This window comes from Pseudomonas sp. LBUM1651, assembly GCF_059716135.1.
This window is the reverse complement of the sequence record NZ_CP166805.1, coordinates 5,733,620-5,750,811: the sequence shown is the minus strand read 5'-3', so window position 1 is coordinate 5,750,811 and position 17,192 is coordinate 5,733,620. Positions and strand designations below refer to the sequence as shown.

Here is a 17,192-nt window from a genome sequence, read left to right as displayed (position 1 = left end):
TGTTCCTTCAAGACCGCCGCATAACCAATGTGGGAGCGAGCCTGCTCGCGAAGAGGCCATAACATTCAACATTTTTGTCGACTGTCAGGCCGCTTTCGCGAGCAGGCTCGCTCCCACATTGGGTTTGTTGTGTGGTCAGGCGTATTGCGCAGCGGCGTAACCGGAGGCCCAGGCCCACTGGAAGTTGAAACCACCCAAGTGTCCGGTCACATCGAGCACTTCACCAATGAAATACAAACCAGGGCTTTTCAGCGATTCCATGGTCTTGGACGACACCTCGTGGGTATCGACGCCACCCAGCGTCACTTCCGCCGTGCGATAACCCTCGGTGCCGGCCGGCACCACTTTCCAGCTCGCCAGTTTCTCGGCGATGTCGGCGATTTCTGCGTGGGTGTACTGCTTCATCGGTTTGGAGACGAACCAGTTGTCCGCCAGCAGGTTGGCCATTTTCTTGGTGAAGATCTCGCCAAGCAGGGTTTTCAGTTCGCTGTTCGGGCGCTCGGCTTGCTGCTGTTGAAGCCAGCTCGGCACGTCGTGGTCCGGCATCAGGTTGATCTCTACCGAGTCGCCGGATTCCCAGAACGAGGAAATCTGCAAAATCGCCGGACCGCTGAGACCGCGATGGGTGAACAGGATGTTCTCGCGGAAACTCTGGTCGTTGCAGCTGACCAGGCAATCGACCGACGTACCGGACAGCTCGGTGCAAAGCTCCTTGAGCTGATCGGTGATGGTGAACGGCACGAGGCCTGCGCGAGTCGGCAACAGTTCGTGGCCAAACTGCTTCGCAACCTGATAACCGAAACCGGTGGCGCCCAGGGTCGGGATCGAGAGACCGCCCGTGGCGATTACCAGTGATTCGCAGGTGATCTGGCCCAGCGTGGTGTCCAGCAAGTAACCGCTTTCAAGCTTCTCGATGGTCTGGATCGAGGTGTCCAGGTGCAGGCTGACGCCGACCTGATCGCACTCGTTGAGGAGCATCTCGAGGATGTCGCTGGATTTGTTATCGCAGAACAGCTGGCCGAGTTTTTTCTCGTGGTACGGCACGCCGTGTTTGGCGACCATCCCGATGAAGTCCCACTGGGTGTAGCGCGCCAGCGCGGATTTGCAGAAGTGCTCGTTCTGCGAGAGGAAATTGCCCGGTTCGGTATACATGTTGGTGAAATTGCAGCGGCCACCGCCCGACATCAGAATTTTCTTGCCGGCCTTGTTCGCGTGGTCGAGCAACATCACCTTGCGCCCGCGCCCGGCGGCGGTCAGCGCACACATCAACCCTGCGGCGCCAGCGCCAATGATCACGACTTCGGTAGAGCGCAAAACGGTGTCCTCACACAAGAGCTGATCTGGAATGCAATCAAATGTGGGAGCTGGCCTGCCGGCGATGGCATCGACTCGGTTTACCAGTCAGACCGAGTCGATGCCATCGCTGGCAGGCCAGCTCCCACAGGGGGCCGCGGCGTTCTTAGAGGATACGCACGCGCAACGAACGGCCTTTGATCTTACCGTCGTTCAGGCGCTGCAAGGCTTGCTTGGCGATCCCGCGTTCCACGGCCACGTAGGCCTGGAAGTCGAAAATCGCGATCTTGCCGACCTGCGCACCCGGAATCCCGGCATCGCCGGTCAGTGCACCGAGGATGTCGCCCGGACGAACCTTGTCTTTACGACCCGCGCCGATGACCAGCGTGCTCATCACCGGCAGCAACGGTCCGCCGCCCTGGGATTTGAGGTTGTCCAGCTGATCCCAGCTCAACGGCGACTTCTGCAGTTGCTCGATGGCCTGGGCGCGGTGCGCTTCGGACGGGGCGACCAGGCTGATCGCAATGCCTTTCTCGCCCGCACGACCGGTACGGCCGACACGGTGAATGTGGATTTCCGAATCACGGGCCAGTTCGACGTTGATCACCATGTCCAGCGCATCGATGTCCAGACCGCGCGCGGCGACGTCGGTGGCAACCAGCACCGAAGTGCTGCGGTTGGCGAACATCGCCAGCACCTGGTCACGGTCACGCTGTTCCAGATCGCCGTGCAGGCCGACGGCGGAGATGCCTTTGGCGGTCAAGTGGTCAACGGTTTCCTGAACCTGCTGCTTGGTGAAGCAGAAGGCGACGCAGGACGCCGGACGGTGATGCGCAAGGACCTTGACCACGGCATCCATGCGCTCTTCCGGGGAAATCTCGTAGAAGCGCTGCTCGATTTGCGTGTCGTCGTGGAACGCCTCGGCCTTCACTTGCTGCGGGTTGCGCATAAACTTCGAAGCCAGTTGCTTGATACCCACCGGATACGTGGCGGAGAACAGCAGGGTCTGGCGACGCTCGGGGCACTGGGCAATGATCTCTTCGATGGAATCGTAGAAACCCATGTCGAGCATGCGGTCGGCTTCGTCGAGGATCAGCGTGTTCAGGCCGTGGAGCACCAGCGAACCCTTGCGCAGGTGCTGCTGAATGCGACCCGGAGTGCCGACGATGATGTGCGCGCCATGCTCCAGCGAACCGATCTGCGGACCGAACGCCACGCCGCCGCACAGGGTCAGGACCTTGATGTTGTCTTCGGAACGGGCCAGGCGACGGATTTCCTTGGCAACCTGGTCAGCCAGCTCGCGCGTTGGGCAAATGACCAGCGCCTGGCAACCGAAGAAGCGCGGATTGATCGGGTTCAGCAGGCCGATACCGAAGGCGGCGGTCTTGCCGCTGCCGGTCTTGGCCTGGGCGATCAGGTCCATCCCTTTCAGGATCACCGGCAAGCTTTGCGCCTGGATCGGCGTCATCTGGGCATAACCGAGGGAGTCGAGGTTAGCCAGCATGGCGGCGGACAGCGGCAAAGTGTTAAAAGCGGTGGCGATGGTGGTCACGGGACTGGCCTGCAAAACAAAATGTCGCGCAGTGTACCAGCCCAGTGGCCATTCGCCCTAAGGCTCGATGTGTTCTTCCGGACGCTTGACGCGCCGTCCGTCTTCCCGCGAGAGCTGCGAGAAGATCGTCGCGGCCAGCATTGCCATGATGCCGACGGTCACAAAGGTCAACTGGAACGCGCCCAGCACCGTGTTCACATCGTCATTGCCGACTTCCGCCGTGAACCCGCCGAGCAGCGCACCGGCACACGCAACGCCCAGGCTTAGAGACAATTGCGCGACCACCGACAGCAGGCTGTTGCCGCTGCTGGCGCTGGCGTCGTCGAGGTCGATCAGGGTCACGGTGTTCATCGCGGTGAACTGCAATGAGTTGATCGCGCCGAGGATCGCCAGCATGCCCAGCAGCAGCCAGTACGGTGTCTGCTCGCTGACCAGGCCCATGCTCGCCAACATCAGCCCCAGCGCCAAGGTGTTGCCGGTGAGCACGATGCGATAGCCCAGCCGTTCGATCAGCGGCCGTGCCACCGACTTGGCGACCATCGCGGCAGCGGCCAGCGGCAACATGCTCATCCCGGCCTGCGAGGGTGAGTAACCCAGCGCCACTTGCAGCAGCAACGGTACGAGGAACGGCAACGCGCCGCTGCCCAGACGGGCGAACAGGTTGCCGAGGATACCCACGGCAAACGTCCGGGTCTTGAACAGCGACGGCGCGAACAGCGGATTCTCGATGTGCCCGGCCCGCAGCCAGTACGCCGCCAGACAGGCCATGCCACCGAACAACAGCAACATCACGCGCAAGTGCGGCAGGTGCAGTTCGCCGAGACCCTCCATGGCGATGGTGATCAGCACCATCGCCGCGCCAAACAGCAAGAAGCCAAGGCTGTCGAAACGCGTGCGCTCAGTGCCGCGCAGGTCGGGGATGAATTTCCACACCGCGTAGCAACCGACGGCGCCGACCGGCAGGTTGATCAGGAAGATCCAGTGCCAGGTCAGGTATTCCACCATCCAGCCGCCCATGGTTGGGCCGATCAGCGGCCCGAGCAGGCCGGGAATGGTGATGAAACCCATGATCCGCACCAGTTCCGAGCGCGGGTAGGCGCGTAGCACCACGAGCCGCCCGACCGGGAGCATCAGCGCACCGCCCAGGCCCTGAATCACTCGGGCGCCGATCAGCATGCTCAGGCTGCTCGACAGGGCGCAGAGCAACGAACCGATGCTGAACAACAGGATCGCGCCGAAAAAGATTTTCTTGGTGCCGAAACGGTCGGCGATCCAGCCTGAGGCAGGGATCAGAAGGGCGACGGTGAGCATGTAGGCGATGATCACGCCCTGCATGCGCAGCGGGTCTTCCGCCAGGTCGCGCGCCATGGCCGGCAGGGCGGTGTTGAGGATGGTCCCGTCGAGGGACTGCATGAAGAAGGCAATGGCGACGACCCACGGCAACCAACGGGCGGTGACAGCGTCGAGAGGTGGGCGGTTGGGCATGGGACCTCTTGTGGGATGGAGTTAATGCAAGGTCGCGGATGGCAGTAATCTCTGTGGCGAGGGAGCTTGCTCCCGCTCGGCTGCGAAGCAGTCGCAAACCCGGTAAATGCGGTTTGTCTGATGAACCGTGTTTACTGATTTTGGGGCCGCTTCGCAGCCCAGCGGGAGCAAGCTCCCTCGCCACAGGGTTTTGTGTTTACAAGGTCAGCGTCAGTTTGCTGATCAGCGCCCCCGGCAACAACGCCGAAGCCGTCGCTCGCTGACTGTAAGTGCTCGCCGACAGCAACAACTCGCGCTCTTCGGTCAACGCCTCCAGCTGTGAACCCAGCAAGCTGTAAGCACTGTCATCGAAGCGCATGGTGCTGACCGGCGCCTGTATCTCGCCATTCTCGACCCAGAACGTGGCAAACCGCGTCATGCCGGTCATGCGTGCCCCCGGTTGGTCCGAGTAGTTCAAGTACCACAGATTGCTGATGTACAGCCCCGTGCCCAGTTGCTTGAGAATCTCTGCATCAGGCAACGTCCCGGCCGCCATGTTCAAGGCGCTTGGCATTTCACCGCCGCTGGCGCCGTTGGCGGTCAGGCCGTATTCGGCGGCGCTGCGCGAACTGACCATTTGCGCGCCGGCCTTGCCTTCGACAATCAACTTGAGATCGCTGCGCGGATAACCCTCGCCGGAGAACGCCGGGCTCAACGAACCACTGACTTTTTCATCGACGGAAACGAGCGGGCTGAACGAGCTGTTGCCTGCGAAAAGCTTCTGCAGCGGACTGTTTTTGCTGGCAATCGACTGCGCTGAAAAACCGCCCCAGCCGAGCATGTCCATGATTTCGCCCATGGCTGCCGGTGCCAGATAGGCGCGGTACTGACCGGGCGGCAGAGTGCGCTGCGGCCTGCCGAGAAACGCCAACTGCTCGCGTGCCTGGGTAAAGCGTTTGACAAACCCTTCGCTGCTCCAGTCATGCCCGGCGTAGCTGGCTTTTACTGCCTGACCGTTGTCATGAAAGAGGCTGAAGTCAAAGTTGAAGCTGTTGGCCTGATGCCAGCCGAACGCGCCCGAAGAACTGGCGAAACCGCGACTGATCGGGCCGGCCGCATAGAAACCCACCAGGTCCAGCCCTTCGGCAGCCTGGGCGATTTCTGCAACCACTTGCTCGGTGTCCGGCAGTGGATGTTCCTGTACGTTCTTGCTCTGCCAGCCGTTGTGATTGAGCAGCAGGTACGGATCTTTCGGCAACAACGGCAAGGTCTCGCGCAACTGTTGCAGCCCTTCGGCCAAACGCTGGAGGTCGACTTCGGCATCGCCCGACAGCGTGATGTCGAGGTCGGCATGCCGGCCCTCGTTGATCAGTTTGAAGCCGACACTCGCTTGCTGAACCTGACCGGCCTGACGCACCTTCGCATGGTTGAAACGCACGAAGGCCGACGACTCGGCGGCGTAGCTGAGGGTGAACTGCTCCGGTTCGCGAATCGCGTCGCGCAGCCAGTTGACCAAGGCCTTGAACCCATCGGCCTGATTGTTTGACGTACTCATCAGGCGTCTCCCCCAAACACATCCACATTGCTGAACACACAGGCCGGCGACGCATGGCCGACACGGATCACCTGATTCGGCTCGCCCTTGCCGCAGTTCGGAGTGCCAAGGACCTTGAAGGTGCTGGCGTCGCCGACGGCGCTGAGGCTTTTCCAGAACTGCGCGGAAATCGCCCGGTAGTTCGGGTTTTTCACCACGCCTTTGAGTTCGCCGTTTTCAATCAACTGCGCCCATTCGCAACCGAACTGGAATTTGTTGCGCGCATCGTCGATCGACCAGGAACGGTTGGTGCTCATCAGAATGCCGTGTTCGATGTTGCCGATCAGTTGCTCAAGCGGCTGATCGCCAGGCTCGATGTTCAGGTTGGCCATGCGGTCGATCGGCGGGCGATTCCAGCCACAGGCGCGGCTATTGGCGACGCCGTCCATGCCGGCACGGAACTGCGACAGCGCACCGCCCAATGGACGCAGCAGCAAGCCTTCCTTGATCAGAAACTGTTTGCTGGCAGCGGTGCCGTCGTCGTCATGGCCGTAGCTGGCGAGCTGCTCGGGGATGTCCGGATCGAAGGTCACGTTGAGCAGTTTCGAACCGTATTGCAGATGGCCGAAGTCTTCTGCCTTGACGAAACTGGTGCCGGCGTAATTGCGCTCGTCACCGAGGATGCGGTCCAGTTCCAGCGGGTGACCGATGGATTCGTGGATCTGCAGCATCATCTGGTCGGGCATCAACAGCAGGTCGCGCGGACCTTGCGGAGTGTTCGGTGCCAGCAGCAATTGCAGCGCCTGATCGGCGATTTTCGGGCCGGCACCCACCAGGCCGCAGCGACTGATCACATCAAAGCCGCCCTGTTGGCCGAAGTTTTCGCGGCCGAGGGTGCGGGTCTGGCTGTCGCTGCCGTCGTAGGCGGTGACTTCCAGGCTCGGGTAGATGAAACGCTGGGCCTGGCGCAGTTCAGCGCCGGCGCTGCTGAGGTAGATCTGTTCGACGTTGGTGATGCCGATGCTCACCTGCCAGTTCACCAGTCGCTCGTCTTTTGGCACGGACGCGGATTCGGCGCCGAGCAGTTGATAGCAGTCGCTCAGGGACGGGAAGGGCTGGTCGAAGTTCGGCGAATAGTAGTCGGCGCGGTCGCTGGAAACGGCGTGGTCACGCAGGTCGAGCAGGGCGTGGAGCTTGAGCCGGCGGGCTTGTTGCTCGGCTTTTTCCAGCGCGGCCTGCAGGCCGGCTTGCGACAGGTCGTTGGTCGCGGCGTAGGCTTCGACGCCGTTGACGCGCACGGTCAGCATCGCGCCTTCGTCACGGCTCAGGCTCGGAGGTTCGGCGACGTTCTTGCGCACCGACAGGTATTGGCCGGACTCGCGCACATAACGCAGCGAAAAGAATTCAGCGCCCGTGCGCAAGGCAGTGAAGCGCTGCTTGAGCTGGGGGTGGAAATCGAACATTCGGGAACCTCCTTGGTATGGGGTTGCGATGTATCGGTGTTGCGAGGGGGGTGAAACGTTTGCGTGGCGCTAGATTAGGCCTGGGTGGGGGGGAGTTCAAGGGTGGGGCGGTGTGGGGAGGGATAACCGGGGTGTGTCAGGCAGAGATGTGTTGTTTGGTCGGGCCTCATCGCGAGCAAGCTCGGCTCCTACGGGATTGGGGATGATCACAAAAATGTGATTCAACCTCGAACCGTAGGAGCTGAGCTTGCTCGCGATGGGTACACCTCGGTGTTACGCCTTACTGAGCAGTCAGGCTCACATCCCGCAACGGCTTGCCACGCACCGGCGCATCGCCGGCCACGTAGTAATCGGCCGTGCTGCGCGGCAACGGCTTGCGACCACGGATCTTGTCGGCGATTTTCTCGGCGATCATGATCGTTGGCGCGTTGAGGTTGCCGGTGGTGATGATCGGCATGATCGAGGCATCGACCACGCGCAGGGCTTGCATGCCATGCACGCGACCTTCGGCATCGACCACGGCCATTTCGTCGGTGCCCATCTTGCACGAGCAGGACGGGTGGAACGCGGTTTCGGCGTGCTCGCGGATGAACTTGTCGAGCTGCTCATCGGTTTGCACTTCAATGCCCGGGCTGATTTCTCGGCCACGGAAGGGGTCCAGCGCAGGCTGTTGCATGATTTCACGGGTCAGGCGGATGCCGTCACGGAACTCCTGCCAGTCCTGCTCGGTGGCCATGTAGTTGAACAGGATGCTCGGGTACTCGCGCGGATCCTTCGACTTGGCCTGGATGCGACCGCGGCTCGGCGAACGCATGGAACCCATGTGCGCCTGGAAGCCATGCTCTTTCACGCCGTTGCTGCCGTTGTAATTAATGGCAACTGGCAGGAAGTGGTACTGGATGTTCGGCCAATCGAATTCCGGACGGGTGCGGATGAAACCGCCGGCTTCGAACTGGTTGCTGGCGCCGATGCCGGTGCCGTTGAACAGCCACTCGGCACCGATGGCTGGCTGGTTGCGCAGCAGCAGCGACGGATACAGCGAGACCGGTTGAGTGCAGGCGTATTGCAGGTACAACTCGAGGTGATCCTGCAGGTTTTCGCCGACGCCTGGCAGGTCGTGGACCACCGGGATGTCGAGCTTGTTCAGCAGTTCGGCCGGGCCGACGCCGGAGCGTTGCAGAATCTGCGGCGAAGCGATGGCGCCGGAGCACAGCAACACTTCTTTGCGTGCGCGGACTTCAACGCGCTCTTCAGCGGCGCCGATCAGGTAACGCACGCCGACGGCACGCTTACCTTCGAACAGAATTTTGTCGGTCAGGGCGTGGGTGACGATGGTCAGGGTCGAGCGCTTCTTGGCGATGTCCAGGTAACCGCGGGCGGTGCTGGCGCGACGGCCGTTCGGCGTCACGGTACGGTCCATCGGGCCGAAGCCTTCTTGCTGGTAACCGTTCAAGTCGGAGGTAGCGGGGTAACCGGCTTGCACGCCGGCTTCAACCATCGCGCTGAACAGCGGGTTATTGCCGGCTTTCGGCGTGGTCACGCTGACCGGACCGTCGCCACCGTGGTAGTCGTTCGGGCCGATGTCACGGGTTTCTGCCTTGCGGAAATACGGCAGGCAGTCGAGGTAGGTCCAGTCTTCCAGACCTGGCAGTTTCGACCAGTTGTCGTAGTCCATCGCGTTGCCGCGGATGTAGCACATGCCGTTGATCAGCGAAGAACCGCCGAGGCCCTTGCCGCGACCGCATTCCATCCGGCGACCGTCCATGTGTGGCTCTGGATCGGTTTCGTAGGCCCAGTTGTAGCGACGACCTTGCAGTGGGAACGCCAGGGCGGCCGGCATTTGCGTGCGGAAATCCATACGGTAATCCGGGCCGCCGGCTTCGAGCAGCAGGACGGTGACGCCTTCGTCTTCAGTCAGACGGGTCGCCAGGGTGTTACCGGCCGAGCCGGCACCGATGATGATGTAATCGAATTCTTGGGACATTGAATGCACCCTCTTTGAAGTTGGTCAGGTCAGACCGTTGCGAGTGCTGCGCACTCGATCGCCAGCAGGCTGGCTCCCACATTGGAATGCGTACTCCTGTGGGAGCCAGCCTGCTGGCGATAGCGGCCTCGCAGGCGAAGCAGATGCCGCCTTAGAAAACCGAGGCGTAATCGCCCAGTTCGACCTGTACCGATTTGATGCGTGTGAAGTTGTTCAGCGAGCTGATGCCGTTCTCACGGCCAACACCCGACTGCTTGTAGCCGCCGACCGGCATTTTGGCGTCGGACTCGCCCCAGGCGTTGATCCAGCAGATACCGGCTTCCAGTTGATGAATCACGCGGTGAGCGCGGTTCAGGTCCTTGGTGACGATGCCGGCGGCCAGGCCGAAGTCGGTGTCGTTGGCACGACGGATCACTTCTTCTTCGGTTTCGTAGGTGAGGATCGCCATGACCGGGCCGAAGATTTCTTCGCGCACGATGGTCATCTCGTCGGTGCAGTCGGTGAACACGGTCGGTGCCACGAATGCGCCTTTGGCGAAGTCGCCTTCGGTCAGACGGCTACCGCCGCACAGGACGCGAGCGCCTTCTTCCTTACCTTTGGCGATGTAACCCAGCACGCTTTCCATGTGGGCAAAGCTGACCAGCGGGCCGAAGTTGGTGTTTTCGTCTTCCGGGTTGCCGATGCGAATGCGTGCAACGCGCTCAGCGATCTTGGCTTCGAAAGCCGCTTTCAGGTGAGACGGTACGAACACGCGGGTACCGTTGGTGCAGACCTGACCGGAGCTGTAGAAGTTGGCCATCATCGCGGTGTCGGCGGCGCGATCGAGGTCGGCGTCGTCGAAAATGATCAGCGGGGACTTGCCGCCCAGTTCCATGGTCACGTCTTTCAGCGACGAGCCGGAAGCGCTGGCCATGACCTTCTTGCCGGTGTCGGTGCCGCCGGTGAAGGAGATTTTTTCAATGCGTGGGTGCTCGGTCAGCCAGGTGCCGACTTCACGGCCGCTGCCGGTCAGGACGTTGAACACGCCAGCCGGCAAGCCCGCTTCGGTGTAGATCTCGGCCAGTTTCAGCGTGGTCAGGGACGTGACTTCGCTTGGCTTGAAGATCATCGCGTTACCGGCCGCCAGGGCTGGAGCGGATTTCCACAGGGCGATCTGGATCGGGTAGTTCCACGCGCCGATGCCGGCCACGACGCCCAGCGGCTCGCGACGGGTGTAGACGAACGACGTGGTGCGCAGCGGAATCTGCTCGCCTTCGATGGCCGGAACCAGGCCAGCGTAGTACTCCAGCACGTCAGCGCCGGTGACGATGTCGACATACTTGGTTTCGGAGAACGACTTGCCGGTGTCCAGGGTTTCCAGGGCGGCCAGTTCATCGTTGCGCTCGCGCAGGATGTCCACGGCACGGCGCAGGATGCGCGAACGCTCCATGGCGGTCATCGCGGCCCAGATTTTCTGGCCCTTTTCGGCGCTGACCACGGCGCGCTCGACGTCTTCCTTGGTCGCGCGTTGTACTTTTGCGAGGACTTCACCGTTAGCCGGGTTGATGGCTTCGAAAGTGGCGTCGCTGCTGGCGTCACTGTAGCCGCCATCGATGTAGAGTTTTTGCAGTTCGAAACGGGCCATAAAGTCCTCGCAAGTGCATAAGTTAGTTGGCGTTAACCACCGGGCGTGCCGCGAAGCAGTTGGCATCGCCGTCGGTAGCGTTCAGGGGTTGAGCGTTTTATGTGTGCTCTAACTCACCTGCTTGGCCAGTTGGAAATCCATGTATTCGTAAGCGATCCGGTGCGCCTGCCCGGTGTCGAAAGCGTCTCCCGACAGCGCGCCGCGCAACCACAAACCGTCAATGAGGGCTGCCAGGCCCCGGGCTGCACTGCGCGCATCATCGAGCGGCAATACGCGGCGGAACTGGCAGCACAGGTTGGAATACAGACGGTGATCGTTGATCCGCTGCAATCTGTGCAAAGACGGGTGGTGCATGCTGGTGGCCCAGAAGGCCAGCCAGGTTTTCATTGCCGGGCCATTGACCTGGCTGGCGTCGAAGTTGCCTTCGATGATCACCTGCAGATGCGCCCGCGGGCTGTCATCTGTCAGCGCCTGACGGCGCGCGGTGACGTTCTCGCTGAGGACACTCATCAGATACTGCGCCGTGGCAGCTATCAGGCCGTTCTTGTCCTGAAAGTAATGACTGATGATGCCATTCGAGACACCGGCCAAACGGGCGATCAGCGCAATGCTGGCATCCCCCATCCCGACCTGATCGACGGCCTGCAATGTGGCTTCGATCAATTGCTGGCGGCGGATGGGTTGCATACCGACCTTGGGCATCTTGCACATCTCCTTAGGCCTTCCGGCAGACGCAAAACGTCTATCGGATTGAGGGCCAGTCTATTTTGTTTTGATTGAACGTTCAATCAACAAAGAATAAGATCTGCGACAAATCGTCGCTGCTTACAGATTTTTCCTACGTGTAAATGGCGATAAACCGACATCCAAAACGGCTCGAAACCTATACGCAACGGCCTCTACAGGCTTCGGGCTTTTTTCGGGGTGTCTTTATATCACCCGCCGGTCGGCTGCCAACTAATCGATTGGTCGGGTATCGCGTTGCCTTGTGTTCTTCTCTCGCACTGCCGGAGCATCTGTGCCATGAGTTCTGCCTCTCTTATAAAGACCCCGCCCGAGAAGGTGACGGTCAACGGTTGGGTGTTCTACACCTCTACCGCGCTGATCCTGCTGTTGACCGCCATTCTGATCATCGCCCCGCAAGAGGCCGGCAGAATGCTCGGAGTGGCTCAGGCCTGGTTGTCCCGCAGCTTCGGCTGGTACTACATGGTGGTGATCGCCGCTTACCTGGTTTTCGTGGTCGGCCTGGCGTTTTCGTCCTACGGCAAGCTCAAACTGGGCAGCAAGGACGACACCCCGGACTTCAGTTATGGCGCCTGGGCGGGGATGCTGTTCTCCTCGGGCATCGGCATCTCGCTGCTGTACTTCGGTGCTTCCGAGCCGCTGGACCACTACTTCAATCCGCCGGAAGGCGTTTCGGCCAGCAACATGGCCGCGCGTCAGGCGGTGCAGCTGACTTTCCTGCACTGGGGCCTGCATGGCTGGGCGATCTACGCCTTGGTCGGCCTGGCCGTTGCTTACTTTGCCTACCGTCACAATCAGCCGCTGGCGTTGCGTTCGGCGCTGTATCCGCTGGTCGGTGAGCGTTGGGTCAAAGGCGCGGCCGGTCATGCGGTGGACGGCTTCGGCATGTTCGTGACCCTGCTGGGGCTGGTGACGAACCTGGGGATTGGTTCGCTGCAAGTGTCGTCGGGCCTTGAAAACCTGTTCGGCATGGAACACAGCAACACCAACCTGCTGATCGTGATCATTGTGATGAGCACCGTGGCGACCATTGCGGCCGTGTCCGGCGTGGAAAACGGCATTCGTCGTCTGTCCAACCTGAACATCGTGCTGTTCAGCGGTCTGCTGATTTTCGTGCTGCTGTTCGGCCCGACCCTGCACCTGCTCAACGGCTTCGTGCAAAACGTCGGCGACTACCTGAACGGCGTGGTGCTGAAGACCTTCGACCTCTACGTGTACGAAGGCGACAGTGAGAAGTCCGACCGCTGGTTGGGCCTGTGGACCCTGTTCTACTGGGCCTGGTGGATTTCCTGGGCGCCATTCGTAGGCATGTTCATCGCGCGTATTTCCCGTGGTCGTACGGTGCGTGAACTGGTGGCCGGCGTGCTGCTGATCCCGCTGGGCTTCACCCTGGCATGGCTGTCGATCTTCGGTAACTCGGCGCTGGACCTGGTGATGAACCATGGGGCGGTGGAGCTCGGGAAGACGGCGCTGGAACAACCGTCCATGGCGATTTACCAGTTGCTGGAGCATTACCCTGCGTCGAAAGTGGTGATCGGCGTTTCGATCTTCGTCGGTTTCGTGCTGTTCCTGACCCCGGCGGATTCCGGCGCGGTGATGATGGCCAACCTTTCGTGCAAGGGCGGCAATGTCGACGAAGATGCGCCGCACTGGCTGCGGATCTTCTGGTCCGGCGTGATCACCCTGGTGACCATCGGCCTGCTGTTCGCCGGTAACTTCGAAGCCATGCAAACCATGGTGGTGCTGGCCGGTCTGCCGTTCTCGGTGGTGCTGGTGTTCTTCATGTTCGGCTTGCACAAGGCCATGCGCCAGGACGTGCAGGTCGAACAGGAGCAAGCGGAACTGGCTGCGCGCGGTCGCCGTGGTTTCAGCGAGCGTTTGACTCAACTGGACCTGCAACCGAACCAGTCGATCGTTCAGCGTTTCATGGATAAGCAAGTCAGCCCGGCGCTGGAAGAGGCCGTGGTGCAATTGCGTGGCAAAGGTCTGGACGTGCAAACGTTGCTGGGCAAGGCCAAGCGTTGCATGGGTCTGCGGATCGAGATGGAAGAGGGCAACCCTTTTGTCTACGAAGTGAGCCTGGATGGCTATCTGGCTGCGGCGAGCGACACTGTGTCGGCTGAAAGTGCCGATGAGCCGCGCGCACGTTACTACCGCGCCGAGGTGTACCTGCACAACGGCAGCCAGGATTACGACTTGATGGGCTTCACTCAGGATCAGATCACCCGTGACGTGCTCGATCAGTTTGAAAGCCATCGGCAACTCCTTGGCCGGGTCTATAGTTGAGTTGTGAGTGGCGCGGTGTTTCTGTCTGAAGCGCCGCGTCGGCTTCATCGCCGGCAGGCTGGCTCCCACAAGAGAATGCATTCCAATGTGGGAGCCAGCCTGCTGGCGATGGGGGCTTCAACTTCAACACTGCATCACCCGATATCCCATAAACAAAAACGCCGCGATCCTCTCGCGGCGTTTTTGTGTCTGCGGTCTTAGCCCAGGTTCTTGCCGAGCAGCGCGTGATACAGCTCGCTGTCGCCGAGAATGCCGACCACATGGTTCTTGTCGTGCAGCACCAGCTTGTTGCCGGTCTGATAACGAATCTGCAGCGCATCGCGCATGCCGATGTTCGAATCCACCAGGGTAGGTCGACGACCCAGGCCTTCCACGGCCTGACCCGGCACCCAGTTCTGCAGATCCAGGGCCGAACCATTCTGGCGTGCACCTTTGATGGTGTTGCCTTCGGCCAGGTCCAGCCACGAATCGCCGCCCGGATCGAGGCAGACCGAACCGTTGATGCGTTTGCAGTTGTCGAGGGTGCGCATCAGGCTGCGACCGCACAACACGTTCAGCGGGTTGGTGTGCGCGACGAAGGTCCGCACGTAGTCGTCCGCCGGGTTCAACACGATTTCTTCAGGCTTACTGTACTGGACGATGCGACCGTCTTTCATGATCGCGATACGGCTGCCGAGCTTCAGTGCTTCATCGAGGTCGTGACTCACGAAGACGATGGTTTTGTTCAGCTTGCTTTGCAGCTCCAGCAGTTCGTCCTGCAGGCCTTGGCGGATCAGCGGGTCGAGGGCCGAAAACGGTTCATCCATCAGCAGAATGTCGGCGTCCATCGCCAGGGCGCGGGCCAGGCCGACACGCTGCTGCATGCCGCCGGAGAGCTCGTCGGGCTTCTTGTTGCGCCACTGGGTCAGGCCCACCAACTCAAGCTTTTCGTCCACCAGTTTTTTCCGTTCCTTCTCCGGCCGACCCTGCATTTCCAGACCGAAACTGATGTTCTCGCGCACCGTGAGCCAAGGCATCAGGGCGAACTTCTGGAACACCATCGCGATACGCTTGGTGCGCATCATTTTCAATTCTGCCGGGGTACAGGACGCGATGTCGATCTGCTTGCCTTCGTGCTCGACAAACAACTTGCCGCGGCTCACGGTGTTGAGACCGTTGATGCAGCGCAGCAGGCTGGATTTGCCGGAGCCGGACAGGCCCATCAATACGCAGATTTCACCTTTTTCGACGTCCAGGCTGGCCTTTTCAACACCGACAATCTGTCCGGTCTTTTTCAGGATCTGGTCGCGGGTCATGCCCTGGTCGAGGAGTTTGAGCGCCTCGCGCGGATCTTTGGAGAAGATCACGTCGACGTCTTCGAAGCGAATAATGCTCATGCGTCACCCCCTACTTTAGCGTCGGGTTGTTTGCAGATACGGTCGAGCATGATCGCCAGCAGTACGATTGCCAACCCGGCTTCGAAGCCCAGGGCGATATCGGCGGTGTTCAGTGCGTTGACCACAGGTTTGCCCAGGCCGTCGGCGCCCACCAGTGCGGCGATCACCACCATCGACAACGACAGCATGATGCACTGGGTAATACCGGCCGCGATGCTTGGCATCGCGTAGGGCAGTTCGATGCGAGCGAGCAGTTGACGGCGCGAGCAGCCGAAGGCTTTGCCGGCGTCCATCAGTTCTGCGGGAACATCACGGATACCCAGGTAGGTCAGGCGGATAGGCGCGGCAATCGCAAACACCACCGTGGAGATCAGACCCGGGACCACACCCAGACCGAAGAGGGTCAGGGTAGGAATAAGGTAAACGAAGGTCGGTACGGTCTGCATCAGATCGAGCACCGGACGCATCAGTGTGTAGAACATCGGTTTGTGTGCAGCGACGATGCCCAGCGGCACGCCGATGACCACGCAGACCAGGGTGGCGAACAACACCTGGGCGAGGGTTTCCATGGTTTCCTGCCAGTACCCCAGATTGAGGATCAGCAGAAAGGAGGCAATGACGAAAACGGTCAGCCCCCACTTTCGTTGAATGAAGTGTGCCAGTAGCGCGATGAGGCCGATCAATGCCAGCGGGTTGAACCAGGTCAGCGCAAAAGTCACGCCGTGGATCATCGTTTCCAGTGTCACGGCGATCGCGTCGAAGGTGTTGGCGCCGTGTTGCGTCAACCATTCAACGAAGCCCGCGATGTACTGGCCTAAAGGGATTTTCTGATCAATCAGCATGGTAGTGAACGTCCGCATGCAAGGAATAAACAGCCCGGGCGAGCACGCTCGCCCGGCGTAAGCGATTTACTGTGCGAGCTTGGCTTTCACGGCCTCCAGGCCTGGTTTACCGTCAATGGTGGTCACGCCAGCGAGCCAGGTATCGAGCACCTGTGGATTCTTTTTCAGCCAGGCCTTGGCGGCCGCATCAGGCTTCATTTTGTCGTCCAGGATGTTGCCCATCAGTGCGCTTTCCATGTCGACGGTGAATTCCAGGTTTTTCAGCAACTGACCGACGTTGCTGCATTCCTGGACGTACCCCTTGCGGGTATTGGTTGCCACGGTGGCGGCACCGAAGTCCGGGCCGAAGAAGTCGTCACCACCGGTCAGGTACTGAATCTTGAAACGCTTGTTCATCGGATGCGGCGCCCAGCCGAGGAATACGACGGCGGTGTCGCGTTTCTGGGCGCGGTCGACCTGCGACAGCATGCCGGCTTCGCTGGATTCGACCATCTTGAAACCGGCGTCCTTCAAGCCGAAGGCGTTCTTGTCGATCATACTCTGGATCAGACGGTTGCCGTCGTTACCCGGCTCGATGCCGTAGATCTTGCCGTCGAGTTCTTTCTTGAATTTGGCGATGTCGGCGAAGTCATGCAGCCCTTTGTCGTACAGCGCCTGCGGCACGGCGAGGGTGTACTTGGCGCCGGTGAGGTTGGTGCGCACGACATCCACGGTGCCGGCATCGCGGTAGGCCTTGATGTCGTTTTCCATGGTCGGCATCCAGTTACCGAGGAAAATGTCCATGTTCTTGCCATCGGCCAGGGACTTGTAGGTCACTGGCACGGAAATCATGGTGGTTTTGGTCTTGTAGCCCAGGGCATCGAGCACGACGCTGGTGGTGGCGGTTGTCGCGGTAATGTCGGTCCAGCCGACATCGGAGAAGTTTACGGTACTGCACTGAGCGGGTTCTGCGGCTTGAGCCAGTAACGGCAGACTCAGCATGGCGGCCAACAACAACGACGGGGAACCTTTCATGGATGGACTCCTTGGT

At 60.7% G+C, this 17,192-nt stretch carries 12 protein-coding genes; 1 reads left to right on the top strand and 11 read right to left on the bottom strand.

What is annotated here, in order from left to right:
- Positions 1-135: 135 nt before the first annotated feature.
- From ACA066_RS26965 to betI, 8 genes are all read right to left on the bottom strand, one after another.
- A complete protein-coding gene (locus ACA066_RS26965) occupies positions 136-1,314 on the bottom strand; it encodes a BaiN/RdsA family NAD(P)/FAD-dependent oxidoreductase (RefSeq protein ID WP_497697289.1) in 1,179 nt (392 codons plus the stop codon).
- 145 nt (positions 1,315-1,459) lie between these two features.
- Positions 1,460-2,797: an ATP-dependent RNA helicase DbpA gene (gene dbpA, locus ACA066_RS26960; protein WP_235864487.1), complete on the bottom strand. Its 1,338-nt coding sequence runs from the start codon at positions 2,795-2,797 to the stop codon at positions 1,460-1,462.
- Positions 2,798-2,902: 105 nt separating this feature from the next.
- Positions 2,903-4,330 (bottom strand): multidrug transporter subunit MdtD, encoded by a 1,428-nt coding sequence (gene mdtD, locus ACA066_RS26955; RefSeq protein ID WP_497697288.1) that lies wholly within the window; start codon positions 4,328-4,330, stop codon positions 2,903-2,905.
- A gap of 196 nt (positions 4,331-4,526) precedes the next feature.
- Positions 4,527-5,864 carry a TldD/PmbA family protein gene (locus tag ACA066_RS26950; RefSeq protein WP_497697287.1) on the bottom strand — a complete coding sequence of 446 codons (1,338 nt, stop codon included), beginning with the start codon at positions 5,862-5,864 and terminating at the stop codon, positions 4,527-4,529.
- Complete coding sequence (locus tag ACA066_RS26945) at positions 5,864-7,306, bottom strand: TldD/PmbA family protein (RefSeq protein WP_497697286.1); 1,443 nt, start codon at positions 7,304-7,306, stop codon at positions 5,864-5,866. Before ACA066_RS26945 ends, ACA066_RS26950 begins: the two co-directional genes overlap by 1 nt.
- A 280-nt stretch (positions 7,307-7,586) precedes the next feature.
- The gene (gene betA, locus ACA066_RS26940; protein WP_497697285.1) at positions 7,587-9,290 is read right to left on the bottom strand and encodes a choline dehydrogenase; all 1,704 of its coding nucleotides are present in this window, start codon (positions 9,288-9,290) and stop codon (positions 7,587-7,589) included.
- A 151-nt stretch (positions 9,291-9,441) separates the two neighbouring features.
- Entirely contained in the window at positions 9,442-10,914 is a 1,473-nt protein-coding gene (gene betB, locus ACA066_RS26935; RefSeq protein WP_497697284.1) for a betaine-aldehyde dehydrogenase, read from the bottom strand.
- Positions 10,915-11,022: 108 nt separating this feature from the next.
- Positions 11,023-11,616 (bottom strand): transcriptional regulator BetI, encoded by a 594-nt coding sequence (gene betI, locus ACA066_RS26930; RefSeq protein WP_497697283.1) that lies wholly within the window; start codon positions 11,614-11,616, stop codon positions 11,023-11,025.
- 378 nt (positions 11,617-11,994) lie between these two features.
- Between betI and ACA066_RS26925 the strand changes: the two genes are divergently transcribed.
- Positions 11,995-13,944 (top strand): BCCT family transporter, encoded by a 1,950-nt coding sequence (locus tag ACA066_RS26925; protein ID WP_497699968.1) that lies wholly within the window; start codon positions 11,995-11,997, stop codon positions 13,942-13,944.
- A gap of 197 nt (positions 13,945-14,141) precedes the next feature.
- Here the strand turns inward: ACA066_RS26925 and choV are convergent, their stop codons facing one another.
- The 3 genes from choV to ACA066_RS26910 all read right to left on the bottom strand — a co-directional run bounded on the left by choV (position 14,142) and on the right by ACA066_RS26910 (position 17,176).
- Entirely contained in the window at positions 14,142-15,320 is a 1,179-nt protein-coding gene (gene choV, locus ACA066_RS26920; protein ID WP_497697282.1) for a choline ABC transporter ATP-binding protein, read from the bottom strand.
- A complete protein-coding gene (gene choW, locus ACA066_RS26915; RefSeq protein WP_133835662.1) occupies positions 15,317-16,162 on the bottom strand; it encodes a choline ABC transporter permease subunit in 846 nt (281 codons plus the stop codon). The genes choV and choW overlap by 4 nt, the downstream gene beginning before the upstream one ends.
- Before the next feature lie 66 nt (positions 16,163-16,228).
- On the bottom strand, positions 16,229-17,176 hold the full coding sequence (locus tag ACA066_RS26910; protein WP_497697281.1) for a choline ABC transporter substrate-binding protein: 948 nt from the start codon (positions 17,174-17,176) through the stop codon (positions 16,229-16,231).
- Positions 17,177-17,192: the final 16 nt, after the last annotated feature.